26 protein-coding genes and 1 tRNA gene are annotated in these 25,974 nt (G+C 58.7%); 6 read left to right on the plus strand and 21 right to left on the minus strand.

The window, feature by feature from the left end; translation table 11 throughout:
* Nucleotides 1–300: 300 nt before the first annotated feature.
* Together TRM7615_RS11575 and TRM7615_RS11580 are read left to right on the plus strand one after the other, a co-directional pair.
* Nucleotides 301–1,371, plus strand: a complete 1,071-nt coding sequence (locus tag TRM7615_RS11575) for a hypothetical protein (protein ID WP_125133672.1) — start codon at nt 301–303, stop codon at nt 1,369–1,371.
* Entirely contained in the window at nt 1,365–2,516 is a 1,152-nt protein-coding gene (locus TRM7615_RS11580; RefSeq protein ID WP_108787620.1) for a hypothetical protein, read from the plus strand. The genes TRM7615_RS11575 and TRM7615_RS11580 overlap by 7 nt, the downstream gene beginning before the upstream one ends.
* Nucleotides 2,517–2,521: 5 nt before the next feature.
* On the opposite strand, the gene olsA is transcribed toward TRM7615_RS11580, so the two are convergent.
* From olsA to TRM7615_RS11595, 3 genes are all read right to left on the minus strand, one after another.
* The gene (gene olsA / locus TRM7615_RS11585; RefSeq protein ID WP_108787622.1) at nt 2,522–3,355 is read right to left on the minus strand and encodes a lyso-ornithine lipid O-acyltransferase; all 834 of its coding nucleotides are present in this window, start codon (nt 3,353–3,355) and stop codon (nt 2,522–2,524) included.
* A complete protein-coding gene (gene olsB, locus TRM7615_RS11590) occupies nt 3,352–4,116 on the minus strand; it encodes an L-ornithine N(alpha)-acyltransferase (protein ID WP_108787624.1) in 765 nt (254 codons plus the stop codon). Before olsB ends, olsA begins: the two co-directional genes overlap by 4 nt.
* A gap of 122 nt (nt 4,117–4,238) precedes the next feature.
* On the minus strand, nt 4,239–4,421 hold the full coding sequence (locus TRM7615_RS11595; RefSeq protein ID WP_085795617.1) for a DUF3553 domain-containing protein: 183 nt from the start codon (nt 4,419–4,421) through the stop codon (nt 4,239–4,241).
* A 48-nt stretch (nt 4,422–4,469) separates the two neighbouring features.
* Between TRM7615_RS11595 and TRM7615_RS11600 the strand changes: the two genes are divergently transcribed.
* Nucleotides 4,470–5,066 carry a histidine phosphotransferase family protein gene (locus TRM7615_RS11600; RefSeq protein ID WP_108787626.1) on the plus strand — a complete coding sequence of 199 codons (597 nt, stop codon included), beginning with the start codon at nt 4,470–4,472 and terminating at the stop codon, nt 5,064–5,066.
* A 16-nt stretch (nt 5,067–5,082) separates the two neighbouring features.
* Here the strand turns inward: TRM7615_RS11600 and TRM7615_RS11605 are convergent, their stop codons facing one another.
* From TRM7615_RS11605 to obgE, 3 genes are all read right to left on the minus strand, one after another.
* Nucleotides 5,083–6,345 carry a glutamate-5-semialdehyde dehydrogenase gene (locus tag TRM7615_RS11605; RefSeq protein ID WP_108787628.1) on the minus strand — a complete coding sequence of 421 codons (1,263 nt, stop codon included), beginning with the start codon at nt 6,343–6,345 and terminating at the stop codon, nt 5,083–5,085.
* A gap of 75 nt (nt 6,346–6,420) precedes the next feature.
* Complete coding sequence (gene proB / locus TRM7615_RS11610) at nt 6,421–7,527, minus strand: glutamate 5-kinase (protein WP_108787630.1); 1,107 nt, start codon at nt 7,525–7,527, stop codon at nt 6,421–6,423.
* Nucleotides 7,515–8,549 carry a GTPase ObgE gene (gene obgE / locus TRM7615_RS11615; protein ID WP_108787632.1) on the minus strand — a complete coding sequence of 345 codons (1,035 nt, stop codon included), beginning with the start codon at nt 8,547–8,549 and terminating at the stop codon, nt 7,515–7,517. The genes proB and obgE overlap by 13 nt, the downstream gene beginning before the upstream one ends.
* A 243-nt stretch (nt 8,550–8,792) precedes the next feature.
* Between obgE and TRM7615_RS11620 the strand changes: the two genes are divergently transcribed.
* A complete protein-coding gene (locus TRM7615_RS11620) occupies nt 8,793–9,146 on the plus strand; it encodes a glycine zipper family protein (RefSeq protein ID WP_235824074.1) in 354 nt (117 codons plus the stop codon).
* Between the two features lie 38 nt (nt 9,147–9,184).
* Here TRM7615_RS11620 and TRM7615_RS11625 read toward each other — a convergent pair whose 3' ends face one another.
* From TRM7615_RS11625 to TRM7615_RS11650, 6 genes are all read right to left on the minus strand, one after another.
* Nucleotides 9,185–9,721 (minus strand): GNAT family N-acetyltransferase, encoded by a 537-nt coding sequence (locus TRM7615_RS11625; protein WP_108787636.1) that lies wholly within the window; start codon nt 9,719–9,721, stop codon nt 9,185–9,187.
* Nucleotides 9,718–10,326, minus strand: a complete 609-nt coding sequence (locus TRM7615_RS11630; RefSeq protein WP_108787638.1) for a LysE family translocator — start codon at nt 10,324–10,326, stop codon at nt 9,718–9,720. The genes TRM7615_RS11625 and TRM7615_RS11630 overlap by 4 nt, the downstream gene beginning before the upstream one ends.
* A 107-nt stretch (nt 10,327–10,433) precedes the next feature.
* Nucleotides 10,434–10,703, minus strand: coding sequence for a 50S ribosomal protein L27 (gene rpmA, locus TRM7615_RS11635; RefSeq protein WP_108787640.1), 270 nt, complete (start codon nt 10,701–10,703; stop codon nt 10,434–10,436).
* 11 nt (nt 10,704–10,714) lie between these two features.
* On the minus strand, nt 10,715–11,293 hold the full coding sequence (locus TRM7615_RS11640; RefSeq protein WP_108787642.1) for a 50S ribosomal protein L21: 579 nt from the start codon (nt 11,291–11,293) through the stop codon (nt 10,715–10,717).
* 212 nt (nt 11,294–11,505) lie between these two features.
* Nucleotides 11,506–12,318 carry a DUF2059 domain-containing protein gene (locus tag TRM7615_RS11645; RefSeq protein WP_108787644.1) on the minus strand — a complete coding sequence of 271 codons (813 nt, stop codon included), beginning with the start codon at nt 12,316–12,318 and terminating at the stop codon, nt 11,506–11,508.
* Nucleotides 12,318–13,187, minus strand: a complete 870-nt coding sequence (locus tag TRM7615_RS11650; RefSeq protein WP_108787646.1) for a DUF2059 domain-containing protein — start codon at nt 13,185–13,187, stop codon at nt 12,318–12,320. Before TRM7615_RS11650 ends, TRM7615_RS11645 begins: the two co-directional genes overlap by 1 nt.
* 123 nt (nt 13,188–13,310) lie before the next feature.
* Between TRM7615_RS11650 and TRM7615_RS11655 the strand changes: the two genes are divergently transcribed.
* Nucleotides 13,311–13,400: transfer RNA gene (locus TRM7615_RS11655), tRNA-Ser, on the plus strand.
* A 103-nt stretch (nt 13,401–13,503) separates the two neighbouring features.
* Here TRM7615_RS11655 and TRM7615_RS11660 read toward each other — a convergent pair.
* The 8 genes from TRM7615_RS11660 to TRM7615_RS11695 form a co-directional block, all read right to left on the minus strand.
* Entirely contained in the window at nt 13,504–14,430 is a 927-nt protein-coding gene (locus TRM7615_RS11660; protein WP_108787648.1) for a 3-hydroxyacyl-CoA dehydrogenase NAD-binding domain-containing protein, read from the minus strand.
* A complete protein-coding gene (locus TRM7615_RS11665; protein WP_108787650.1) occupies nt 14,430–15,170 on the minus strand; it encodes an SDR family NAD(P)-dependent oxidoreductase in 741 nt (246 codons plus the stop codon). The genes TRM7615_RS11660 and TRM7615_RS11665 overlap by 1 nt, the downstream gene beginning before the upstream one ends.
* On the minus strand, nt 15,170–16,588 hold the full coding sequence (locus TRM7615_RS11670; RefSeq protein ID WP_108787989.1) for an aminobutyraldehyde dehydrogenase: 1,419 nt from the start codon (nt 16,586–16,588) through the stop codon (nt 15,170–15,172). The genes TRM7615_RS11665 and TRM7615_RS11670 overlap by 1 nt, the downstream gene beginning before the upstream one ends.
* A 13-nt stretch (nt 16,589–16,601) precedes the next feature.
* The gene (gene kce / locus TRM7615_RS11675; RefSeq protein WP_108787652.1) at nt 16,602–17,537 is read right to left on the minus strand and encodes a 3,5-dioxohexanoate:acetyl-CoA acetone transferase; all 936 of its coding nucleotides are present in this window, start codon (nt 17,535–17,537) and stop codon (nt 16,602–16,604) included.
* A gap of 3 nt (nt 17,538–17,540) precedes the next feature.
* Nucleotides 17,541–18,335, minus strand: a complete 795-nt coding sequence (locus tag TRM7615_RS11680; RefSeq protein WP_235824075.1) for an SDR family NAD(P)-dependent oxidoreductase — start codon at nt 18,333–18,335, stop codon at nt 17,541–17,543.
* Nucleotides 18,325–19,872: a choline-sulfatase gene (gene betC, locus TRM7615_RS11685; protein WP_235824076.1), complete on the minus strand. Its 1,548-nt coding sequence runs from the start codon at nt 19,870–19,872 to the stop codon at nt 18,325–18,327. The genes TRM7615_RS11680 and betC overlap by 11 nt, the downstream gene beginning before the upstream one ends.
* A 91-nt stretch (nt 19,873–19,963) precedes the next feature.
* The gene (locus tag TRM7615_RS11690) at nt 19,964–21,103 is read right to left on the minus strand and encodes an aromatic ring-hydroxylating oxygenase subunit alpha (protein ID WP_108787656.1); all 1,140 of its coding nucleotides are present in this window, start codon (nt 21,101–21,103) and stop codon (nt 19,964–19,966) included.
* Between the two features lie 125 nt (nt 21,104–21,228).
* Nucleotides 21,229–22,242 carry a GlxA family transcriptional regulator gene (locus TRM7615_RS11695; protein ID WP_108787658.1) on the minus strand — a complete coding sequence of 338 codons (1,014 nt, stop codon included), beginning with the start codon at nt 22,240–22,242 and terminating at the stop codon, nt 21,229–21,231.
* A 211-nt stretch (nt 22,243–22,453) separates the two neighbouring features.
* On the opposite strand from TRM7615_RS11695, the gene TRM7615_RS11700 reads away from it, so the two are divergent.
* Entirely contained in the window at nt 22,454–23,446 is a 993-nt protein-coding gene (locus TRM7615_RS11700) for a cation efflux transmembrane domain-containing protein (protein ID WP_125133673.1), read from the plus strand.
* Between the two features lies 1 nt (nt 23,447).
* Here TRM7615_RS11700 and TRM7615_RS11705 read toward each other — a convergent pair whose 3' ends face one another.
* Nucleotides 23,448–25,868 (minus strand): GcvT family protein, encoded by a 2,421-nt coding sequence (locus TRM7615_RS11705; protein ID WP_108787662.1) that lies wholly within the window; start codon nt 25,866–25,868, stop codon nt 23,448–23,450.
* Between the last annotated feature and the right edge of the window lie 106 nt (nt 25,869–25,974).

Genomic DNA, 25,974 nt, shown 5'->3' on the forward strand with positions numbered 1-25,974 from the left:
TCATTTTCCTTTCCGGTTTTCGCCTCGGCGGGGGTTTCGACGCGGATGCGCCAACCGGCGGACTTTTCGGGGATGTCTCCCCCAAAAGGCCCAAACCCCGCCTGCGGGTTTGAATGGCGCGCGTATAGTTCAGGTTTGGAGGGGGTGCAAGGGGGTAAACTGTGTCGTGCACATGAATTTGGGGAATCGTGCAACTTGTGCTAGCATACCGGGACTGGATTTCACGTTCTATATTCTCGGCCCCAATTTACTCAACCCTGCTGACGGGGTCCGACCAATTCATTTTTTGGTGGAGGCCATATGTCCGACAACACAGATCCCAACAACAATCCGCCCAACCAACAGCCGACCACCGCAGCCGCTCAACAGTCCATAACCGAGCCAAATCCCGCCTCTGCATCTCCAACCCCTCAAAATGGACAAAACCCCGGAGCTCCTCCGTCCAAATGGCGTAAAAGACTATCGGATCTATCTACCGTCATTCGCGATTTCGGCATCGTTGCGGCGCTCATTTCCACCCCTATCATCGCGTTTCTCTTTGTCATTTGGGACAGCGTCTTGCGACCTCGACTAACGCTGGAAATCATGGAGGAGCTACAGAAAAATGAAGAAACCTATCGTAAATGGCACCACACCAATGTTGTAAACGTACTCGCCGGATACAAAGAGTCGATTGCCAACGTCTGGCTACAGACAAATGAGACGACAATCATCGAACAATTGTCTACGCCCAACCCTAACGACTTTAAGGCGCTTTTCAAAGACGACGCATTCAAGAAGTACTTTCAAGAACAAGTCCTCCTCTCGGTCAGCGACTACAGCGACGAGTATGTGAAAGAACTCTATGATCGTTACGAGCATGAGCCCAACATGCTAAAGGCCTGGCTGGCCCCTGTTACGGATCAGGTCGACGCTGTCTACACCCTGGATCTTTTCTACCAAAAAGAGCCCTTGAAGGATGATGAAAACCGACCAATCCTGGATGACACTGGGAACCCCACATTCGACCGATCCTTTCAGATATCGGATCAGTTCTATGCCACCAATGACCAACGGTTTCACATAAACGTCCGCCCAGAGACACATGGTGGCTTCAACGAGAAATTTGGACAGGAAGCCGCGGTTCTTGCAATCTCGATCGGTACGTTTTCGCAGAACATCAACGTGAATGGGTATCAAGATGATGTGACATGCATTGTCCGCACTGCGCTAAATAACGCGCCATCTGGCTTTGTTACGGTACGAGCAGACGTCAAATCTCTGGGGCCGCGTGATTTCAATGAACCAAACACGATGGATGCTCAGATCCCCGATGGTGGATTTGGTATGAAGATCATCATGACAGCAAAAAAGGGGCGCAAAAAATGCTGATGCGATCCTTCATATCATTGCTGTTGGTGTTTGCGGTCCTGCCTGTGCAAGCTGATGAGGCACGTTGGAATGAACTGCCCGGGTTCGAAAAAGTGTGGATCAAACACGGTGCCACTTTCCATGGCTCTGAAACCGGAGAATTTAACTATGATTCCTTGCGGTTTGGTCGCGAGGTTCCCTTGTATGAATACAAGTTCCACGACGTCGACGACCTGTTTCAAAAGGCGTACAAGAACGATTTTTCAAAGGGAGTCCTTGTCGACAAGAAAACCGGTGGTGCCCGTATTCTCGCACCCAGTATTGCCGAAGCCTGGCTTGCAGTGCGCGATGATCCAGCGGTGGTGGCCGTCATTCCGATGGGATTTGCGCGTGTCGCTGGTGATAGTCGAGTGGTCGGTTATCGCCGTGTCGACGGTCGCGATACGCAGTCGGTTTTCTTTGCCCCGAACCTTGATGCCATCCTGTGTCTGAACGACGTGGCCAGACGCAAAGCAAGATCTTACGATGGTCAAGTGCCTTTCCTTTTTGGCCTCAATTTGAAAGGTCGCCCAACTTACACTTACGTCGACGGCGCAAATAGCATCAACTTGGCCGATCAAAGCGATCCGCAAAGATTTCTCGAAACATTTTCCGCATGTTCCGACCTGCTTCAACTGGGGCGCCGAATTATCGAACCACGCGATTATGAACCCAAAGGGCAGCCTGCAGGGCGCATAAGATTCACTTCGGAGGAAAGCGCCGAAATCCAACCCACGCAACGCGTTGTCCTTCTATATGACCGCTTTGGTCACATGAATTTTGTCCGCACGCGCCAAGACACCGGACTCGAAGAACTGGGACGGCTTCTGAGTTCCAACGGCTACTATGATGATGAGCCATGCAAGTACCGCGAAAAGCAGGTTTACGCTGGTCGATCCATCAGCTGTGAATTGTGGGCAGTGACGATCGCTGCTTTCGATGGCGCGGCAATCGCCATTCGGCAGGGTGACAAGGCGTTCTTTTGGGGGGATCCGTCTCGCTTCACCCCTGGCGTGCTGATCATTCGACGCAAGGAGCAAGCACCTGCTGAACCCGCAAAGAAGCCGATTTCACTGTTAAACGCGGTTACCAAGCCTAGCGCATCACAAGTACCTTCCAGTGATTGACGTTATTAGGCCTCGGACTGCCCCGCATCATGCGCTTCTCGCACAGCGCGCTCACAATGCGCCGCGAGCGCCTTGCGGTTGGGAAAATCACGCACGGCAACAGGCGTGTGATAGATCAGCTCGACCGACCCTTGTTTGCGCGCAGCGAGTGTCTTTAGCAGATGTTCGCCAAACTCCATCTCGCCCCACCAGCCGTAAAATCGCGCCGGTTGCCCCTTGGGCGCATGATAGATGACTGACACCGGCTGAACGTGCATGAAATCGCGCAAATGATCCGAAAAAAACGCCTCAAAAAGCGTGGTCTTGAACGGCAGCACCCGCAGACCATCGGTCGAGGTGCCTTCAGGGAAAAACAACAGCTTATGCCCGGCCTTCAAACGCGCCTCGAACACTTCGGTCTGCTCTTTGGCCTTCTTTGGGTTGCGCTCGATGAACACAGTGCCGGTGGCTTTGGCGAGTATGCCGATCCCCGGCCATCCCGCGACCTCGGCCTTGGAGACAAAATAGACCCGCTTGCGCGCATTGAGTGAAAAGATGTCCAGCCAGGATGTGTGATTGGCCACCACCGCTCCACGTTCAGTCATCAACTGGCCGCTGATGCGGTGTTCCATCCCCAGAATGCGAAATGCATTGCGACAGACAAACTGCACGATGAAGGGGGTGATCGGGCGCTTCATGCCGAAAAACGGGATCTCGATCAGGCGCAAGAACAGCAGCAGGATCAGGCACACGGTGATCAGCAGGATCAGGGCCGAGCCGCGCAGCAGGATCAGCAGCCAGCCGACAAAACCGATCTTGATGGGATCGGGGGCCTCGTCACTTTCCCAGGTCGTGTTCATGCGCTGCGCTCGCCGGTGTAAAGACGGCGCTGTTTCTCGTTCATGCGCGCTGTATCGAGGATCAGACAGACGTCCGTGGTGTTGAAGGCATGGTCGATATAGGCCCCCTCGCCCACAAACCCGCCAAGGCGCAGGTATGCTTTGATCAAGGCTGGCACCTCAAGCATCGCTTTGCGGCGGTCCAAGCCTTCGGGCGCGACACGATTCATGTCGACAAAATGCTGCGGTTGCGTGCGCACACGCAAGTCTTCGGGGGCAAGGTGGTTGTGGTGCAGCATCGACAGCGGTTGCGCCAAGGCGTCCACATCCGTGCCGTGGAAACTGGCCACGCCGAACAGCACCTCAACTTCGTGCTCGGCCACATAGGCCGCCAGACCGTTCCACAGATAGAACATCGCCATCCCGCCGCGGTAATCGGGATGCAGGCAGGACCGACCCAGTTCCAACAGCTTGCGGCCGCTGTTTTTCAGGACGCTCAGGTCATATTCATCTTCGGAATAAAACTGACCTAAGGCGCGCGCCTGTTCGCTGCGCAGCAGGCGGTAAACCCCAACAACCTCACCCGTGGTGTCATCTGACACCAGCATGTGGTCAAAGAAGGGATCGAACCGGTCCTGCTCCAGGCCCCGATCGTGATCGACCATCTCGCCGCCGCCACCCAGCTCGCGCACAAACACGTCATAGCGCAACCGCTGTGCCGCCAGGAGCTCGTCGGCGGTCTTCGCGATCTTGACCGTGAATGTGGGTCCGGTGTCCGGCATTGGGGCAACTTCCGAAAAAGGCGCAAGGGCTTGGCGGCAATTAGCCCGAAAACGCGGTTATTGGCAACACGCTGCCAGCGGCGGTGCATCCCAGGCCCGCGTTAACCTTTCGTCAACCAGTTTCACGGATCAAAGACCGGCATCAGCGCGATGCGTGAGCCGTCGATCACCACTTTTCCCTGATCGCGAAAGTTCACCGTGATCTTGCCTGCGATGTTGGACTGCACCTGTCCGACACCCCAGTCAGGAAAATCGGGGTGGCGCACGTACATGCCAGGTGCAAGGATGGCATTCAGATCTGTCATGGCGCTCTCGTTTTCGGGCGGTTGGCGGGTTCAATTCGGAGGTACCCCATGGGTGAAAGCAACGTCAACCTGGCCGCATTGATCGGCTCGCGGATCTGTCACGATCTGATCAGCCCCATCGGTGCCATCACCAACGGGCTGGAGCTGTTGGACATGGCCGGCGCGGTGCAGGGCCCCGAGATGGATTTGATCGCTGACAGCGTGGGCAACGCCGGTGCGCGCATCCGCTTTTTCCGTATTGCTTTTGGGGCGGCGAGTGAGCAGCAGATGGGACAGGCCGAAGTCACCGCCTTGCTGGCAGACTTGAACAAGGGCAACCGCATCAAAGCTCATTGGGGCCCGATCGAGCCGGTGTCACGCTCGGACGTGCGCATGGCCTTTTTGGCGCTGCAATGCTGTGAGACCGCCCTGCCCTTTGGCGGCGACATCCGGATCAGCAAGCAGGACGATCAGTGGGAGATCACCGGCACCGGGTCCAAGATCACGGCAGCAGTCGATCTGTGGGAAGGTCTGGTAAGTACCGATGGCCCTGCCCAGGTCTCGCCCGCGCAGGTGCAGTTTGCGTTATTGCCCGCCGTTGCCGCGGGAATGGGCCGTAGGCTGTCCTACGACCAAACCGACACGCAGATCACGATCCGGTATTGAACCGGGTCGCCTTTGATCAGCCGCGCGTGGTGCCGTCGCCCGTGACCAAGTACTTGAAACTGGTCAGCTGAGTGGCACCCACCGGACCCCGCGCGTGCATCTTGCCCGTGGCGATCCCGATCTCGGCCCCCATCCCGAACTCACCGCCATCGGCAAACTGGGTCGACGCGTTGTGCATCAGGATCGCACTGTCGAGGCGGGTAAAGAACCGCTGCGCGGCCTCTTTGTCCTCGGTCATGATGCAGTCGGTGTGGTTCGAGCCGAACTTCTGAATATGTGCAATCGCAGCATCAATATCCGCCACAGGGCGCGCTGCGATGATCATGTCCAGGAATTCCTTGCCCCAATCCGCATCGGATGCGGCCAAGGTCTCGTCGATTTGCAAGCCACCTTCGGCATGCACCTCAACACCGGCCGCGAGCAGCGCGTTGATGACATCGCGGCCCAGGGTGTCGACTACGTCCTGATGGATCAGCAGGCATTCCGCCGCGCCACAGATGCCCGTGCGCCGGGTTTTGGCATTCATCACCACATCCAGCGTCTTTTGCAGATCCGCCGCTTTGTCGATGTAGATGTGCACGATCCCTTCGAGGTGCGCAAAAACCGGCACGCGCGCCTCGCGCTGAACCAGGCCCACCAGGCCCTTGCCGCCACGAGGAACAATGACGTCGACATAATCGGTCATGGTCAGCAGTTCTGAAACAGCCGCACGGTCCCGGGTCGGCACCAGTTGGATCGCGTCTTCGGGCAGATTGGCAGCCATCAGCCCTTCAACCAGGCAATCCCGGATCGCACCAGAGGAATGGAAGCTTTCCGAGCCACCGCGCAAGATCACCGCATTGCCCGATTTCAGGCAGAGCGCACCAGCGTCGGCGGTCACGTTGGGACGGCTTTCGTAAATCACCCCGATCACGCCCAAAGGCGTGCGCACGCGCTGGATGTGCAGCCCGCTTGGCATATCCCATTCAGTCATCACTTCACCAACAGGATCGTTTTGCTGGGCTACGGTACGCAGACCGTCGACCATGCCTTGAACACGCGCCTCGTCCAGCATCAGACGGTCCATCATTGCAGGGCTCAGGCCCTTGTCGCGGCCAAACTCCAGATCTTTGGCGTTGGCTTCGATGATCTCGGCGCGACGCGCCCAGACGGCGTCAGCCGCAGCCATCAACGCTGCAGTTTTCTGCTCGGCGCTGGCAAAACCCAACTCGCGTGATGCGGATTTGGCACGGGCGCCCAGATCGGCCATGAGCGCGGGAATGTTGTCGAGATCTTTCATGTCGGTCGCCTTTGATCGGGTGCGGGGCACTTTGAATTTACGCCGCGCGCAGATAGATTTGAAGCAAGAAGAGGTTTAAAGCGCCATGTCGTCGCGGTGGATCAACGCGGCGCGCCCCGGATAGCCCAGGGTTGGCTCGATATCCGAAGACCGGCGCCCCTTGATGGCATCTGCTTCCTGCGCAGTATAACGGCTGAGCCCCTGACCCAGCTTGCGCGCGTTGGTGTCCATGATCGCCACCGGGTCACCCCGGCCAAAATCGCCGGTCACTTCGGTGACCCCGGCCGGCAGCAAGCTCTTGCCATTGCCAAGCGCGCCAGCGGCACCTGCATCCACGATGATCTCACCACGCGGCTTCATCGCCGCGATCCAGCGCTTGCGCGCGGCCTGCGGATCCAAAGTGGCGGTAAACCAGGTGCAATTAGCGCCATTTTCAAGCGTTTTCAGTGGGTTCAGGGGGGATCCTTCGGTGATCGCCATGTCACACCCTGCCGCTGTCGCCATTTTGGCCGCCATCAGCTTGGTCTTCATGCCGCCCTTGGACAGGCCGGATCCCGCATCGCCTGCCATCGCCTCGATTTCGGGCGTGACGTGGTGGATCACATCATACCGTGTGGCATCGGGGTCATCGCTGGGATTGCCGGTATAGAAGCCATCCACGTCAGACAGCAGGATCAGCTGATCTGCTCCCACCGTCACCGCAATCTGCGCCGCCAGGCGGTCGTTGTCGCCATAGCGGATTTCGTCTGTGGCCACAGTGTCATTCTCGTTGACGATCGGAACCACACCCAACGACAGCAGCGTTTCAAGCGTCGCACGCGAGTTCAGATAGCGACGGCGGTTTTCGCTATCCTCCAGCGTCACCAGAACCTGCGCCGTCTTTATGTCATGGGGCGTCAGCGCCTCTTCGTAGGCGCGCGCCAGTCGGATCTGCCCCACGGCCGCCGCGGCCTGTGACTGTTCCAGCGACAGGGCGGTCATCGGTAGGCCCAGAACACCCCGTCCAAGGGCAATCGAGCCCGAGGACACCAGGATCACGTCCGTGCCGTTGCCTTTGAGCCAGGTCACATCAGCTGCCAGAGAATGCAGCCAATCGGCGCGCAAATCACCCGTCTCACGATCAACCAGCAGAGCCGAGCCGATCTTGACGACGATCCGCCGTGCAGTCGTCAGGGTTGCCAAGGTTCTTCCTCCTCGACGGATTTGTAGCGCAGGCGATCTTCGTCGATCTGGGTCCGCAGCGTTCGCAGCACCTCAGTCACACCCGACTTGGCAACGCCGGACATTGTCATGACCTTGTGGCCAACGGCTTCTTCGAGGGCGACGCGGGCCTCCTCCTGCTCTTCCTCGTCCAGAGCGTCGATCTTGTTCAGAACCGTGACGCGCGGTTTGTCGGCCAGATGTCCGCCATAAGCCTCAAGCTCGGTGATGATCGTCTGGTAATCCTCGGCCACTGTCTCAGAGGTGCCATCCACCAGATGCAGCAGCACGGCGCAGCGTTCCACATGGCCCAGGAACCGGTCGCCAATTCCGCGCCCTTCGGAGGCGCCGGCGATCAGGCCCGGTATGTCCGCGATGACAAATTCAACACCGTCCACACCCACGACACCCAGGTTCGGGTGCAGTGTGGTGAACGGGTAGTCAGCAATCTTTGGACGCGCATTCGAGGTCGCGGCCAAAAACGTCGATTTGCCCGCATTGGGCAAACCCAACAGACCCACATCCGCAATCAGCTTCAGACGCAACCAAAGGGTACGCTCTACAGCCTCTTGGCCCGGGTTGGCGCGGCGCGGTGCCTGGTTGGTCGCGCTTTTGAAATGCAGGTTGCCAAAGCCACCGTTGCCCCCACGCGCCAGTTGAATGCGATCACCAACAGCCGTGAGATCAGCAATCACCGTTTCCTGATCTTCATCCAGAATTTCGGTCCCAACCGGCACACGAAGAACGATCTCGTCGCCGTCCTTACCGGTGCGCTGCTGGCCCTTGCCCGGCTGGCCGTTCTTGGCAAAGAAATGCTGCTGATACCGAAAGTCGATGAGCGTGTTCAGCCCCTCGACCGCTTCGGCCCAGACCGAACCACCCTTGCCGCCGTCGCCGCCATCCGGGCCACCATACTCCATGAACTTCTCACGACGGAAGCTGACACAGCCACTGCCGCCTGCGCCCGAACGGATATAGACCTTGGCAAGATCCAGGAATTTCATCGTCTTGTCCTTTTCCAGTTGAACCGCGCCCCCTTGTTGACAGAGCAGGCGTCAGGCGGCTTGGGAAACTGTTTGAAACCCGGCTTTACCGCAAGCCCCTGCGGAAAGAAAGCGGTATGACGCACAGACCATCTTGCCATGCGGGCCCGGGTTTCGAGCGGGCCTTGTGTCGAGATGAGGCCGCCGCCTATAGTTGAGGCAATACTTTCACGTCATCAACGGATTAGCTCTATGAAGCCTTACATGTTTTTGCCCTTTGCCCTTTGTGTAGCCGCCTGTGCCAACTCGGGCGCCAATTATGAACCTGTGGTCGATGGCCCCAAGAACGCAAACTACTACTCGGACCTGAACGCCTGTCAGTCGTTGGCGGCGAGCCAACCCACCGTCGATGGCAGCACCGCAGGTGCAGCCGCCGTCGGTGCCGTGGGCGGGGCCGCGACCAATGCGATCTGGAACGACAGCTCGGACAACATCGGCGAGGCTGCGGCCATCGGGGCCCTGGCCGCCATTACCGGCGATGCGGTACGCAAGAACAACCAGCGCGAAGCCGTGGTCAAGAACTGCATGCGCGGGCGTGGACACAACGTGGTTGGATAAAGCCATGATCGGGGCGTCCATGCGACGCCCCGGCTTGCTTACAGTTTGCGGCTGTAGGTCCAGGTTGGAACAGTGGCATCGCGGGCCACCGAAAAGCTCTCGGCGTCGCCAAGGTATTGGAACCCGCAATGGGTCAGCACCCGCGCCGAAGCCGGATTGTCTTGAAACACACTGGCAAACATATTTGCGCTGCACAACGGATTGGCGACAACCAGAGCTTCGACCGCCATAGACGCAAGGCCCGTGTTCCAGAAGATCGGCGCAACCCAATAGCCCACTTCGGCTTGGTCGCGGTCCATCTTCTGCAGTGAAATCAGCCCCATCAACTCGGGTCCGCCATCCTTGGTGCCATCCATGGCCCAGACGTCCTCGTCCCGGTCATCTGCCATGGCGCGACCAACAAAGGCTTCGGTCGCGGCCGGCGGCAGCGGATGCGGGATGGATGTGGTCATACGTGCCACACGTTCATCGGATGCATAATGCTCGATCAACCCCATGTCCGACTTACGCAACGGACGCAGGTCGAACCGCTCGGTTTCAATGACCGGCTGGTTTATTATTGTATCCAGTTTCATATGTGTAATCCTCCTCCGAACAACACAAAAAGAACGGACAGGACGGTTAGTGCCGCCAGTGTCCTCATCAAATATTTCTCGGCAGGCCGTCCTGCAACCACCTGCGCAATTTTATCGCCCGCAAAAGTCCAGATCGGGTGCAACACCAACTGACAGCTCAACAAAACGAGAGCGATGGTCAACGTCGCCTCGAACGTCGACGTTCCTGCAGACACAAAGCCGGTAAACCCCGCCACAATCATGGCCCAGGCCTTGGGATTGAGCGGATGCACGATCAGCCCGGCCAGAAACCCAGGGGCCTTGTCCTGCCCTTTGCCCACCGTCAAACGCAGGTTGGCAACCTTCCAGGCCAACCAGCAAATGTAGGTAGCGGAGGCATATTTCAGAACCGTAAACAGCCACGGGACCTGGTCGGCCAGTTCCATCAACCCATAGCCCACGGGCCAAATCACCAACTGCTTGCCCAAAGCCACCCCCAAAACAAACGGCAGTGCCGCGCGAAACCCATAGCGCGCACCTGTTGCCAGCAGGGCCATGTTGGCCGGCCCCGGTGTGCCGACTTGGCTGGCGGCAAAAATCAGGAAGCTGGTGGTTGCGACGGGCATGGGTGAACTATCTTCAAGCCTTGGTGAAATGGTGAACTTTGAACGAGAAAGGGACCGGCGTTTCCGCCGATCCCCCTGATTTTGACTTAACCTTCAGGTTACGGCTGTTACTCGGCAGCTTCTGCTACTGGCAGTACGGAAATGAAGGTGCGCTTTTTCAGTCCCTTGTGGAACTTCACGGCGCCGTCGACAGTTGCAAAGATTGTGTGATCCTTGCCCATGCCAACGCCTTCGCCCGGCCAGAACTTGGTGCCGCGCTGACGCACGATGATGTTGCCTGCGGTTGCAGCCTGACCACCGTAGAGTTTTACGCCAAGGCGGCGACCAGCAGAGTCGCGACCGTTACGGGAGGAACCGCCAGCTTTTTTATGTGCCATTCTCTCTCTCCTTAGCCTTGAGCCAGTTCTTTGGCCTGCTCAACCCATTCGGGTTTCACTTTGACCGTCTCGATAGCAGCAATCTGCTCGTCCGACAAGGCGGCCAGAGCGGCAAAGCTCTCGATACCGGCCTCAGCCAGCTTCTTGGCAGCGGCAGGGCCGACACCGTTCAGCTTGGTCAGATCGTCAGCAGCAGCTGCTGCAGCGGCGGGTGCCTCTGCTTTTGCTTCTGCTTTTGCAGCGGCCGGAGCAGCTTTGACGCCCGATTTGTCTGCACCCGAGGTCAGGATCTCGGTGATGCGAACCAGGGTCAGCTTCTGACGGTGGCCTTTGGTGCGCTTCGAGCTGTGCTTACGACGGCGCTTGACGAAATGGATGACCTTTTCGCCTTTGATCTGGTCGATGACTTCGGCCTGAACCGCAGCACCGTCCACGAACGGGGCACCCACAACCGGAGCGTCGCCGCCCAGCATCAGGATGTCGTTGAATTGAACTGTTTCGCCAGCATCTGCAGCCAATTTTTCAACGCGGAGCGTGTCGCCCGCCTGAACTTTGTACTGCTTGCCGCCAGTCTTGAGGACCGCAAACATGCGTCTTTCCTTTTTCTACCGCGTTCTTCGGTCCCCGATGCCGGGCGTTCTTGGCCCCCGATTCCACGGGACGCCACCTGCAAACAGCGCGCCTTTCATAGGCGAATTCATGCCCTTACGGGCAATACGATAACGAAACCCGGCGCGGGGTTCCGAGCCGGGATGGGCGCTTATTGTCGGATTAGGGGGCAAAGTCAATCAAATTCCGGGCGTCACAGGTCTGTTGCCTGCAATGCGCGGGCAACCGCCAATCCCAGATCAAAGGAAATTTGGTTATAGAGACCATCGAACCCTTCGAACAGGGCCGTGTTCAATGCAATCCCGGCCTTGGTGCGAGAAAAGGCAATGTTGTCGTCCATCTGCTGTTCGCTCAGCGGGCTATAGGCCATCATCAGGAACCCATACAGCCAATCCTGCGTGTCTGCCCGGATGTCTTCGCGCCCCTCCAGGATGGTTGCCAGCATGCCCTGATCATCTCGCGGCGCACCGTTGCCTTCGGCCAGTCCCAGGTAGAAGTTGTAGTCTGCCGTCAGGGCTCCGTTTACGTTCTGCTCGACCAGATCATTGGCCTCGATATAGGTTTCGAGCTGATGCAGAAAGCGGTCGTCCCCGTCGGTCGCTTCATACCGTTCCCGCGCGGCGTCTTCGATCGTCGGGTCGGCAAAGGCGCGGCGGGCCGAGTTTTCCAGCGAAATGATCGTCTGTCCCAAATCGCTGCTGAAAAAGGCCACAGTGTCACTTAGAGCCTCGTCGTCCAGATGCACCTCCATCCCGGCGCGGATGGCCGACACGATGCGATCTTCTTGGTAGATCTCGGATATCACCTGAGCAAAGTGGTCCCCACCCTGCCCCGCCAGCATGTCGTCATCAATAGAGGCGCCATATCGCAACCCCTCGGCGCGCAGGATCTCAGCCACCTCATCCAACTTCATGGCACGGGCCAGCGGGTCCAGATCACTCTCGGCCCAGACCGGAACGACCAAGAACACCCAAACGGTAACAGCAAGAAAGGCGCGATGGAGCATCAGATATCCTGCCCCGGATGTAGATCCGCCATTTTTTGCGCCAGAACCTCGAACCGGTTGGCCATGATTTCATATTGCACCGCGTTCAGCAGCTCATAGACCTCTTGCATCTTGGGGTTCTCCAGCGCCTCTGTATAACCCTCGACTTCTTCGTCCGAAAACGCCTGATAGGTGTAAGCAGCCCCTGCCAATGCGGACTGTTGCAAGGCAGCTCTGAGGTTTCCTTCGTTCTCGCGCATCATTGCGCGCAGCCCATCGGCATCAAGGCGCAACTCCACAACTCCGGCCGCACTGGCGGCCAGCAAAAAGCGAATCTGAACCTCTTGCAACGCACGCAAGGCGGTTTCGGTGCCCGAAATAGCCAGGTTCATCCGGTTCAGCACATCGACCCGCGGCGAGCTGATCTGCACCAAGCCGGCAACGATGGCACGGCCTTGTTCCTGTTTCAGTTCGTCATCCTCGACCATGTGCGAGGCATTTTCCGCCTCGACAAGTCGTTGGCCCAGATCGCTGCTATAGAATTCCACTGCGTGGTCCAGGACATCCTCGTCCAGCGTCTTTTCCAAAATGCCAAGGGCCATCTCATGCATCTGCTCGGTGTCAAAGACCTGTTTGGTCAGGCGGCTCCAATCCGCGCCAAAGGCATCCGGCTCCATCCCCAGCATCGTGGGCGCCGAGGATGAGGTGAGCGCGATACTGTCCAGCGCCACGTCGAACCCGGTCGTTGTCAAAAACGCCTCGATCTGATCGCGATCGGCAGCATTCGCACTGCGGGGCATCAGTACGGACATGGCGGCGAGACAGGTAAGGAATACCGCAAAAATGGTCGAAACAGGGCGCAGCTGCGCGAGGGGGGCAAGAGTACTCATGTCAAGAAATCTAAGCGTTTTCGGAATTGGGACAATGGAAAAACGATCTTTGTCAAAAAACCGGAAAAATGTGCTTGCACACCTTCGCGGTTATCACTAAATCCCCCCCTCACAGACCCCCGCGGAGAGGTGCCGGAGTGGTCGAACGGGGCGGTCTCGAAAACCGTTGTGGGTGCAAGCCCACCCAGGGTTCGAATCCCTGTCTCTCCGCCACTATCCCCGGATATGGCCCAATTCATGGCTCAGAAGCCAAGGCCGCTGTGCAGACAGATGCGCCGCCACGCCAATGGCATGGCGGCACGAAAAGCCCTTATACCTAACGCAGTTCGGCCGTTGCCTTCTGCATTGCTGTGATCAAAGCGTCGCGTCGAGCCGACAGGTCCGCCTGGGTTAGGCCGCCTGCCTCTTGGTTGACTCCATCGATCAGTTGCGCCGCGATGTCCGGTGTCAGGTGAATTTGCCCCAAGTCATCCCACCAGCCGTTGAACGTGTCGGTGAAGTGATCGCAAAACGCCTGCAGACCGCCCTCACCCGCGCCCAGGTTGAACAGCATTGTGGGGCCCATGGCGGCCCACCGCAGGCCAGGGCCGGCCCACATGGCCTTGTCCACGTCCTCGACCGTGGCCACGCCCTGGATCACCAGGTTGATCGCCTCGCGCCACACCGCCGCCTGCAGCCGGTTGGCCACGTGCCCCGGCACTTCTTTGTTCACCCGGATGGTCGTCTTGCCAACACTGGCATAGAACCGCTCAGCCGCGTCGACAACGCCCGGCGCGGTCTTGTCGTTCCCCATCACCTCGACCAGGGGGATCAGGTGCGGTGGGTTGAAGGGGTGACCAAGCACCATGCGCGACGGATTGGTCCATCCGTCCTGCATCTGGCCAAGCGTCAGACCCGAGGCGGAACTCGCCAGCACCGCATCCGCCCCCAGAACCTGCTCGATTTCAGCAAAGAGCGCGTGTTTGATGGGCAGTCGCTCGGGCACGCTTTCCTGGACGAACCCCGCACCATCGACCGCCTCGGGCGCCGAGGCGTGAAAGCTGACCGCATCCGGATTGCCGTTTTTGGTCAATCCCAATTCGGTCATCGCGGGCCAGGCCATTTCGACATAGTCGCGCACGCGCTTTTCGCTGTCGGCCGCAGGATCAAAGACCGCCACGGAACGACCAGAAGCCAGGAACAAGGCGGTCCAACTGGCACCAATTACACCACCGCCCAAGGACGCAGTATGAGGAAATTCCATCAGAACAATCCGGGATTGAGGGGGGACGCGGCCGTCATGCCGCCATCCACCGTGAACATTTGACCGCTTGCAAATCCGGCCTCGTCTGACGCGAGCCAAACCGCCATTGCTGCAATATCGGCAGGCTGCCCAAAGCGGCGCATCGGATGGCGCCTGAGCGCATCGGTGCGGGCTAAGTCGGGGTCACCGGCCAAATCGAACCCTGCCTCGAGCATCCCGGTGTTGATCCACCCCGGACAGATTGCATTGCACCGAATGTCTGGCCCGTGATCCACTGCGATCGAACGGGTCAGCCCATGCACAAAGGCCTTGGACGCGTTGTAAAGAGCCATGGATGGGTCGGCATGGTTGCCCGAAATTGATCCGATGTTGATGATCGAACTGCCCTTGGGCATAAGCGGGATGAAGGCGCGGCACATGTTGAACACGCCACGACAATTGGTGCCGATAACCGCGTCCCAATCCGCGTCTGTGCTGTCAGCGACGGTCTTTTCGACCTGAACCCCAGCGTTGTTGACCAAAATATCCGTACCGTCCGTGACAATGGCCAGGTCTTGGACTGCCATTGGATCGGTCACATCCAACTCGTACCAGATGATACTTTGCTCCAACCCCTCAGGGCGGTCTCCTCTGCCACAGGTGGTGACTGCGGCCCCTTCAGATCTAAAGGCTTCGACAATCCCGCGACCGATCCCCTGCCTGCCGCCTGTTACGAAAGCTCGTTTTCCTGCCAATCGCATCAGTGCGCCACCATCACATGTCGGATCACGGTATAGGCATCGAGCGCATAAACGCTCATGTCGCAACCGGTTCCCGAGGATTTCATCGCCGCCCATGGCATTTCCGGCGTGGCCACGCCGTGGGTGTTCACCCATGTAAATCCGTATCGCAATTTCGACGACATGCGCATCGCCCTCCCCGTGTTATTGGTCCAGACCGACGAGGCCAGACCGTATGGCCCTCCGTTGGCGATCTTCAGTGCTTCATCCTCGTCCGAGAAGCGCGAGATGGTCACCACAGGTCCAAATATCTCGGAACAGGCAGCCTCTGCCGTGTTGTCCACATCCGCCAGGACCGTGGGTTCATAAAAGTACCCTGGCCCCTCGATCCTGTTGCCGCCCAAGGCAACCGTGCAGCTGTCTCGCGCCCGATCCACAAAACCGGCTACCGCGTCCCGTTGAGTGGCCGAGACCAGCGGCCCCATCTCGGTTCCGTCGGCACGCGGTGCGCCGACCTTGATCTGGCTCACCTGATCCACAATGGCGTCGACCACTTTGTCGTAGACCGCGTCCGCCACCATGATCCGACAGGGTTGCGCGCAATCCTGACCGGCGTTGAAGAAAGACCCATAGCGAACGGTTTCCGCAACTGCGCCTAGGTCGGCATCATCAAAGACGATCACGGGCGCCTTGCCGCCCAATTCCAGATGGACGTGACGGATCTGGCGTGCCGCGGCCTTCATTGCTTCCGATCCCGTGGCGCCTGAGCCGGTAATCGAAATCGCCTCCGCTCGGAAATCGTTGATCATCTGGTCCCCAACCTGCCTGCCGATCCCATGCAAGACGTTCACAACACCTTTTGGCGCGACGGATGCGATCAACTCAGCGGCCCTAAGCGTCGACAGCGGCGTCATCTCGGACGGTTTGAGCGTCACGGGGCACCCGGCTGCCAGCGGGGCGGCCACTTTCCACGCGGCCATCATCAGCGGGTAGTTCCACGGCGCGATGGCCGCAACCGGCCCAACCGGATCGCGTCGGATCATGCTGGTTTGACCGGCCACGTATTCGCCCGCGGCCACCCCTGTCATGGTGCGCGCTGCACCGGCAAAAAACCTGAACGTGTCCAGCGTCAGGGGCGTTTCATCCTCAAGCGCCGAGGGCCAGGGTTTGCCGACATCGAGGCTTTCAAGCTCGGCCAGCTCCTCGATGTTGTCCGTCAGGACCTGTGCGATATCCCCTAGCAGTTCGGAACGTTCTGCCGGGCTGGTTTGGCTAAATGTTTCGAACGCCTCATACGCCGCAGCCATGGCCGCCTGCGTCTGCTCGGAGGAAGCGGAACGAACAGCACAGATCTCTTCACCTGTGGCCGGGTTCAAGACCGGGATTACTGGCCCCTCGCCTTCGACCAGTTCACCATTGATCAGCAGATTGGTTTGCATGCTTTCCCCCATTTCAGAACGCGACTTGATCGCCCCCCTTTAGACCAAGACGCTGACGCGCTTCGGCGGGTGTGGCGACGGTCAGCCCCAGGTTTTCGATGATCGTGCGGATCTTGGTAACCTGCTGAGCGCTTGAGATCGCTTTTTCGCCCGGTCCGATGTAAAGGCTGTCCTCCATCCCGACGCGGACATTGCCCCCCAACAGCCCGCTTTGAGTGGTAAAGGGGATCTGGTGGCGCCCGGCTGCAAGAACCGACCATTCATAGTCATCCCCGAACAGCTTGTTGGCGATGGTGTGCATGTGCATCAGGTTGTCCAAATCGGCACCAACACCGCCAAGGATGCCAAACACCATCTGCACAAAGATCGGCCCTTCTATCCAGCCCTGATCAAGGATCCATGCCAGGTTGTAGAGATGGCCAAGATCGTAGCATTCAAACTCGAACCGGGTGCCGTGACCCTGGCCCAGTTCCTTGATGCAATATTCGATATCCGCAAATGTGTTGCGAAAGATGAAATCGCGGGTCATGTCCAGGAATTCTGGTTCCCAGGCGTGCTTCCAATTGCTGTATTTGTCCTTCATCGGAAAGATGCCAAAGTTCATCGAACCGATGTTCATGCTGGCCATTTCCGGGCTGGCGCGGGTGGCCGCACGCAGTCGTTCCTCGCGGGTCATGCCAAGGCCGCCCCCGGTCGAGACATTCATGACCGCGTCGGTGGCCTGTTTGATGCGCGGCAAGAACTCCATGAAAAGGTCCGGGTCGGGATCCGGTTTGCCGGTTTCAGGATCGCGCGCATGCAGGTGAATGATCGAGGCCCCGGCCTCGGCTGCTTCGATGCTGGCCTGTGCGATTTCGCTGGGTGTGATCGGCAGATGCTCGGACATGGTGGGCGTGTGGATGCCACCGGTGGGCGCGCAGGTGATGATGACGGATTTTTGCTTGGCCATTGGTCAGAGCCTCATCTGCTGCACTTGCGCGGACAGGCCGCCGTCCAGAACCCAAAGCTGGCCACTGGCATAGCGCGCCTCGTCCGAGGCCAACCAGTTCACGAGATTGGCAATATCCTGAGGCGTGCCATAGGTGCGCATCGGATGGACGTCGCGTACAGCCTGCTGCAGTTGCTCGATGTTCTGCCCGCCGCCGCCTGATCCGTCGCCGTCAAAAAAGCTCTGCAACATCGGCGTGTCGATATAACCCGGACAGATGGCATTCACGCGGATGCCTTCGGGGCCGTGATCGCATGCCATGGCGCGGGTCAACGCGTGCACCGCCCCCTTGGTGGCGCAGTAAGCCGCCAAACCGGGGTCGGCAATGAACCCATCATAGCTGCCAAAGTTGATGATACTGGCGCTGGTGCCGGATTTGGCCGCCGCGCGCATCAGCGGCAAAGCATATTTTGACGTCAGAAACGTGCCGGTGCAATTCACCGCAAACGATCGGTTCCATTCATCCAACGTGGTCTCTTCGATGGTTTTTTCGATCTCGATCCCCGCCGCGTTGACCAAGATATCGAGTTTACCCGCCTCTGCCTGAACTCTTTCCATCGCGGCCATTACCGCAGGCTCGTCCGCCACGTTCATCTGCACAAACCGGCTGCCGTCGTCGTCATGCGCTGCCAATGAGCCCTCGGGCGTCAGGTCGGCGGCATAGACCGTCGCCCCTTCGGCCAGGAACCGGGCCACGATGGCGCGGCCGATGCCGCCCCGTCCACCGGTGACAAAGGCGGTCTTTCCTTCAAGTTTCATGGTCATCATCCTTGTTGAGCGGTGGAAAGCGATAGCGCGCAGCGGCCACCGTCCAATCCATGTGATTACGAACATATTGCTGGCTGGCGTCCGAGGGCGGGTTGTAGTCCCAGGCCTCACCTGCGCCTGCCTCCATCGCGGCATGCAACGCGCGGCGGGATTTCTGCGTGGCGATCACATCTTCGCGCAGCGCCACGCTGTTCCAGCGTTCTGCAACCTCGGCGGCAAAGCGCGCAGCAGGCTCGGCATACGCCGGATCATCCGCGACGTTGACACGCTCCATAGGATCGCGTGCCAAGTCATAAAGCTGCGGCGGGTCAACATCGCAATGGATGTATTTCAGCGTGCCGCGTCGGATCATGAACACGGGTGCAGGCGTCATCTCGGCGCAGTATTCGCCGATGGCCTCGTCCACCGGATCGGGATCTCCTCGCGCCAGGGGCATCAAGCTGCGGCCATCCACCGGCTCACCCAACGTTGCGCTGTCCCCTCCCGCGATCTCCACCAACGACGGGAGCATATCGACCAGAGAACAGGCATTCGGAGCGGTGCCCTGCACGACACCCGGCCCAGCCATGATCAATGGCACGCGGGCAGAATGTTCGAAGAAGTTCATCTTGTACCACAGCCCGCGCTCGCCCAGCATGTCGCCGTGATCGGCGGTGACGATGATCACCGTGTTGTCCAGCTCTCCAATGTCTTCGAGGGCCTTGACCATCTCTCCGGTCTTACTGTCGAAATAGCTGACATTCGCCAGATAGGCGCGACGGGCGCGGCGCACCTCTTCTTCGGTCAAAGGTACATAACTGGCCTCGATCCCGTCCATCACCCGGCGCGAGAACGGGTCCTGGTCCTTGGGTGATAGCACCACCTCGGGCATGTCGATGTCATCATCGGAGTAGAGGTCCCAGAACTCGGGCTTGGCCACATACGGGTCATGCGGATGAATGAAGCTTGCCACCATGGCAAAGGGGGCTTCATCCCCCGACGCCCGATCCCTGCCCCGGTCGATCAACCACCGCCGCGCGGCAAAGCCAACCTCGTCGTCATAATCGGTCTGGAACGTGGCAACGGCAACGCCACTTTCCTTGACCGTCTGCATATTGTGATACCACTTGTCGATGCGTTCATCCGGGGCCTCCCAATCGGGGGTCCAGGCGAAATCGGCCGGGTAGATGTCGGTGGTCACGCGATCCTGAAATCCGTGTTTCTGATCAGGCCCCACAAAATGCATCTTGCCCGACAGACACGTGCGATAGCCAAGCGCCTTGAGGTAATGCGCAAAGGTCGGCACGCTGGCCCGAAATTCGGACGCATTGTCATAAGCCGCGATCCGACTGATCAACTGCCCGGACATAAAGGCAAACCGCGACGGCGCACACAGCGGCGCATTGCAATAGGCGGCGTCAAACCGCATCCCGCGCGCGGCCAGCGCGTCCATATGTGGGGTCTTGGCGACCCGGTGGCCGTAGGCTCCGCAAAAATGCGGGGCTAATTGGTCGGCCATGATGATGACGATGTTGGGGCGTCTCGGCACGTGCTCCTCCCTTGTTTCAAACCGATGGTCTGACTTCAGCGCCTCAAAGGCGGTGGTTCAAATCGCATCGGCTTGACCCGTAAGGAAAGCATCAGCCAGCCGCCCGCCGGTAAGCATCCAGCACCAGCCCGTGAAAATGGTGCACCGCATGTTCTGACATGCCGGACCCGTCCGGATCGTTCACGATCCGACCACTGGTGAAGGCGGGCGTGCTCATCCCCTTTTGGACGCTTTCAACGATGTTGATGTCCTCGACCTGCAACACCTCGTCCAGATAGCGGATCGATTCCAGTTCAGCCTCGTTGGGCGTCTTCTCCTCAAGGAAGAAATCATAGGTTTCCAGCGTCCGGTCGGGGCCTGCAGGGATGATGTTGAGGATGATCATCGACGACCGCCCCGGATAGCGCATGATGCAGGTGTTGGGCCACAGCCACCAGACAGCATGCGTTTTGACAGTTGCGTTGGACACGTCATAGGCGCTGTTGGGTGTGTTGCCTGCGTCCGCCATGTGGCTGGAATAGATGCCATGGGTGGTCACCTTGTAGGTGTCCATGTCCACCAGATCACAGAAGTCCTTATGCGCTGTAGGACAATGATAACATTCTAGAAAATTATCTACGACATTCTTCCAGTTCGACTTGATGTCATAAGTCAGTCGATGGGCAAAGGTCAGCTCTTCGATGTCTGGTGCCCAATGGCGAATTTCGGTTTCCAAATCGCCTGACAGCTCGGCCAGCGAAGCGGCGTTGGGATCAAGGTTCACATAGATAAAACCACAGAACTCTTCGACTTGAACCTCATCCAGGCAGATCTCTTTCGGCTCAAAGCCGTCCAGGTTTTCGGTGTGCGGCGCGCGCACCAATTGGCCGTCCAGTTTATAGACCCAGGCGTGATAGGGGCACATGATGCGGGTGGTGTTGCCCTCGCCCGACAAAAGCTCGTGCGCGCGGTGTTTGCACACGTTGTAGAACGCGCGCAGGACACCTTCGCGGTCGCGCACCAGGGCAATGGGCTGACCGGCGATTTCGACGGTGGTGTAACTGCCGGGAACACGGAGCTTTTCGACATGGCACACCCATTGCCAAGTCTTGGCGATGACCTGTTGCAGATCAACGTTGTACCAGCCGCTTTCGGTATAGGCCTCGGCCCGCAGAGACAGCGATTTGGATGGGTTTTCGTCCCATCCCTGGGCGATTTCGACAAACTGTTTGGCGTCGGGCAATTCCGTCATGGTGCACCCCTTGCTGAATTGGATCGGGCCGAGAGTTTCAGCCTGTTACAACAGCATCGGTTCTGAGAGGGTCCTTGTCTAAACTAAATTGGCCTCTTTTTGCACATTTGTCGCCGTCCGACGGGTCAACCCCGTTTTCGATGCATCGGCCAGGCGCGAAACTCGAACGGCACGCGCCCCTCGACCCGGTCCTCGCGCGGGGAAAGGCCGAACCGCGCGCGATAGGCGCGACTGAAATGGACCTGGCTGGCAAAACCAGACGCCAAAGCCACCTCGGCCAAGGGGATTTCGGTTTGGGTCACCAATCCACGCGCGCGGTCAAGGCGAATGTCCCGATAGTAGACTTTGGGCGTTTTCTGAACATAGGTGGTGAACAGCCGGTTCAACTGACGCTGAGATATGTCGACCGCTTGGCAGATCTCGGGAATGGACAGCGGCTGCTCAAGGTTTTGTTCCATGATCGAAATCGAGCGTCTGACCACATCAGGCGCACGCAAACCGACGGGTTCGGCCTGCCCCGGACTTTGCATCGCGCCCACCGGACGCAGACTTTGGTGAAACACATAGCGCGCGGCCCCATTGGCCAGTTCAGCCCCATGCGTGCCTTGTATGATATGCAAGGCAAAATCCACGACGGCACCGCCGCCGCAGCATGTGATGCGGTTGCCATCGAACACAAAGAGCTCTTCGCTGGTTTCCACATCAGGAAACAATTCGATCATCGCGTCGATGTGTTCGTAATGTACTGTTGCGCGGCGATCTTTGAGAAGACCCGCTTCGGCCAGGATGAAGGCCCCGGTGTCAATGGCCCCCACCGTTGCCCCTTGTCTGGCCCACCGCCAAAGCGCGCTGTGTACCGGCGTAGAATTGTGCCGCTCGGGTGTCCAGCTGGCCGACACGATCACGATGTCAAACGCCCGGTCCTGCAGGTCCGACAGCTTGACGGTGTCGATGCTCATGCCGTTGCTGGCCAGACAGGTACCGCCGTCTTGCGAGCAAACCTCCCACCGGAAACGCGTTGCTCCATCCAGATAATTCGCCGCCCGAAACGGGTCGATGAATCCCGCTGTCGCCGCCATATTGAAATTTGGCGTGACCAGAATCAAGAGACGTACAGGCTTGTCAGAGGTCAGGGTCATGAGACGTGTCACGTTACCCTCAAGTGTCACGAGGTCAAGAATTTTGCCCCCTAGGGATGGACAGCATGGAGGGGATCATAAGTGTTGTATAAACCGGAGAATATTGTTTCTCTGGCTGACAAACATGCCCGCGCCCAAACTGCGAAACGCAATCAGATCAACCTGAGTGCCACCGGCACTGGGCCACACTAAAAATTCACAAGGTATTGTCGTGAACACACAAGCTGAAGACCGCGCCAACCACATGAAACGCCTCGAAGGGCGTTCGTTGATCGTGGGCATGTGGGGCAACCTGTTCATGGGCATCGCGGGGGTTGCAGCTGCGATACTGTCGAATTCGGATGCGATCCTGGTCGATGGTCTGTTCTCGCTCATCGGGTTTACTGCCGCGATCCTGGGCCGCCGGGTCAGCCAGACAGCCGAGGCAGGCCCTGATCGCATTCGCCCCGCAGGCTATGCCGCGGATGAGGCGATCTTTACCACCTTTCGCTCGCTTTCATTGCTGGGGCTTGTGCTTTTTGCCATCACCGGCGCGATCATGAACATCGTCAGCTACGCATCCGGCGGTGCCCCCAAACCGCTCGTTTTCGGGCCGCTGATCATCTATTTCGCGGTGATCGGCGTGACCTGTTTTCTGCTTTGGGGCATGCACAAATGGGCCTGGTCCCGGACAGGCAAGAAAAGCGATATTCTGCGGCTCGAGGCCACAGCCGCTGCCTTTGACGGGGTCATAACTGCCGCCGCGGGGATCGGTATGGTAGGCATCGTTCTGCTGCAGGACACGGCGCTGTCTTTCATCACACCCATCGGCGATTCCATCATCGTTCTGATCCTGTGTTCCACCGTCGTCACCCGGTATTTTTCCGATTTCATGAAAGGACTGGGAGAATTGGCCGGCGTCACCGCAGACCCCGAACACATCGCCAAGGTGCGCCGCACCGTGCGCCCGGCCCTGGCCGAGGCCAAAGGCGTGCTGACCGATCTGTCGGTGATGAAGCTGGGCCGAACCTTTGTGGTCACCGTGTATTACAACCCCGGCCGTCCCGTGACGGCAGCCGAGGTCGATACGCTGACCCTGCGTCTGGAACACGACCTGGCGCCGGTGTTGTCATGTGACGTCTTTGTTCTGCCCAGCGAATACGGCCGCCGGTGGCCCGACGACCTGAATCCCAAGCTGAACCCCAAGGGTTTGCCTGAAAATTGAATCAGGCTTTCACCCGGGCGTTTTCGGGATCATAGAGGCATGGGTCCACCACGCGCGCCGGAACCCGCTGGCCGATGACGTCCACGGTCAGGTCATCGTGTCCCTTGGCAAACTCTGGCGTGACAAAAGCCATGGCGATGTTCTGCCCCACCCGGTGCCCCCAATCACCCGAGGTCACGGTGCCGACCACCTGATCGCCCACCATCACCGATGCGCCTCCGTGGGCGGGTGCCTCGTGACTATCCAAAACCAGCGTAACCCGTTGGCGGTTCGGACCATTGGCCTGGCGTACGACCAAGGCGTCGCGACCGATGAAGTCGCCCTTGTCGAGCTTGACGAAACGGTCCAACCCGGTCTCGAAGGGATCGAATTCAGTCTGAAGCTCAGCCTTCCAGTGCAAATAGCCTTTTTCCAACCGCATGGCCTCAACCGCTCGGCTACCAAACAGCGTAAGACCATGCGCCTCACCCGCCTGACGCAGCGCCAGATAGGCTCCATAGAGCTGATTGTTGGGCACGTGAATCTCATAGGCCAATTCACCCGAAAAGCTGACCGCCATGACCACCGCTGGTGCAATGCCAATGAAGGCCTGGCGCACGGACAGCCATGGAAAGGCCGCAGGCGACCAATCTCCGCGCGAGGCTGCTGACAACACATCGCGCGCCTTGGGGCCGACCAAAACCAGGATTGTGTGCTCATTGGTCAGCGAGCGGATCTGGACGTCCTCATCCTCGCGCAGATGCGCCTGCAGCCAATCCATGTCATGCCATTCCGACGCAGCCGCCGATCCATACCAGACGCGCCCATCGGGCAGATTGGCAATTGTGGCCTCGGATTTGACCATGCCGAGGTGGTTGAGCAGATAAGCCAACCCTACCCGACCTTCTTTACTCGGCACGCGGCCACAGATCATCCGATCCAAGAAGGTGTGGACATCTGTGCCCGTCAGCTCGAATCGGTTGAAGCCATTGACCTCGGTCAGGCCCACGCCGGTTTGTATGGCAGCAACTTCTTTGGCGACGACGTCGAATGTTTCATTGAACCGGAAGGTGTGCGTCTCGGTAAAGTCCGGATCTGATTTGATGTAATCCACCCGCTCCCACCCGTTGACGACACCAAATTCGGCCCCTTCAGCCGCCAGGACCGGTGTCAGCGGGGTTGTCTTGATGGGCCGTCCGGCGGGACGGTGTTCATGGGGGAAATGGAACCGGAACTCGTTTTGATAATCCTCGATCGCCTTGAGCGCGGTCAGTTCCACATTGCCGTGTCCAGTGAACCGACGTGGGTCGAGGCACCAGGTGTCGTAACACGCCTCGCCATGCACGATCTGCTGTGCCAACAGCCAACCATGACCGCCCCCCTCGCCCAGACCGGCGCGCAAGCCAATGATACAAAACGCATTTCGTTTGCCCGGGATCGGTCCGACCAAGGGCGCGCCGTCGATGGTGTAGGTGATCGGGCCGTTGACGATCGTATGAATACCCACCTCAGCTAGGACTGGCATCCGCGCGATGGCCCCTTCGAGCACATCTGTCACCCGGTCCAGATCATCGGGACACAGCGCGTTGACGAAATTCGGGTCGATCCCGTCCATACCCCAGGTTTTGCAATCCTGCTCATAGAACCCCACCAGCAGTCCGTTCTTTTCCTGCCGCGAGTAGTAGTCGCTGATCGGGCAGCGGATCAGAGGCATGCGGTGACCTGCTTCTTTAATCGCGGGAATCTCTTCCGTCAGGAAGTACTGATGCTCCATCGAGGTCACGGGATGATGCACACCCATCATGGCACCAACCTCATTAACTCTGTAACCACAAGCGTTTACGACGATCTCTGCATGTATTTCGCCCTTGGGCGTGGACACGATCCAGCTGTCATCCTTGAGCTGTTTCAACGCCGTGACGGGCGTATTGCGATGCACCTCAGCCCCGGCTTTGCGGGCCCGTCGTGCCAAGGCCTGACAGAGCTGCGCGGGGTCGATATCCCCATCCAGAGGGTCCCAAAGGCCTCCCACCAGATTATCGGTGGCCAACAAGGGGTGACGGCGCGCGCATTCCTCGGCGTCGATCACTTCGAAATGAACATCCATGCCGCGCGCCATCGAGGCGAAGTGGCGATACCCATCCATCTGCGCGTGCGTGTTGGCCAAGCGAATACCGCCATCCCCGTGATGATAGTTGATGGGATACTCAGGATCGTCTGCCAACTCTTTGTAAAGGTTTATGGAATGGGTCTTCAGACCGACCATTGTCTGGTTCATGCCAAAGTTGGTGACCTGGGCTGCTGAATGCCATGTCGTGCCGGATGTCAGCTCGTCGCGTTCCAGCAACATGACATCTGTCCATCCCTCTTGCGTGAGATGATAGATCGTCGAACACCCGGCGATCCCGCCACCGATGACAACCACTTTGGCCGTTTTGCGCATGTCCTGCCTCCATTAACCTGCGCAGAGAAAATGCTAGGAATGCGCACGGGGTCAACGGGAGCAGCGTTGGCTTTGAGAACAGTACAGAAAGATTTAGTTTTAATAA

Origin of the sequence: Falsiruegeria mediterranea M17 (assembly GCF_900302455.1) — a bacterium.
Lineage (GTDB): Bacteria > Pseudomonadota > Alphaproteobacteria > Rhodobacterales > Rhodobacteraceae > Falsiruegeria > Falsiruegeria mediterranea.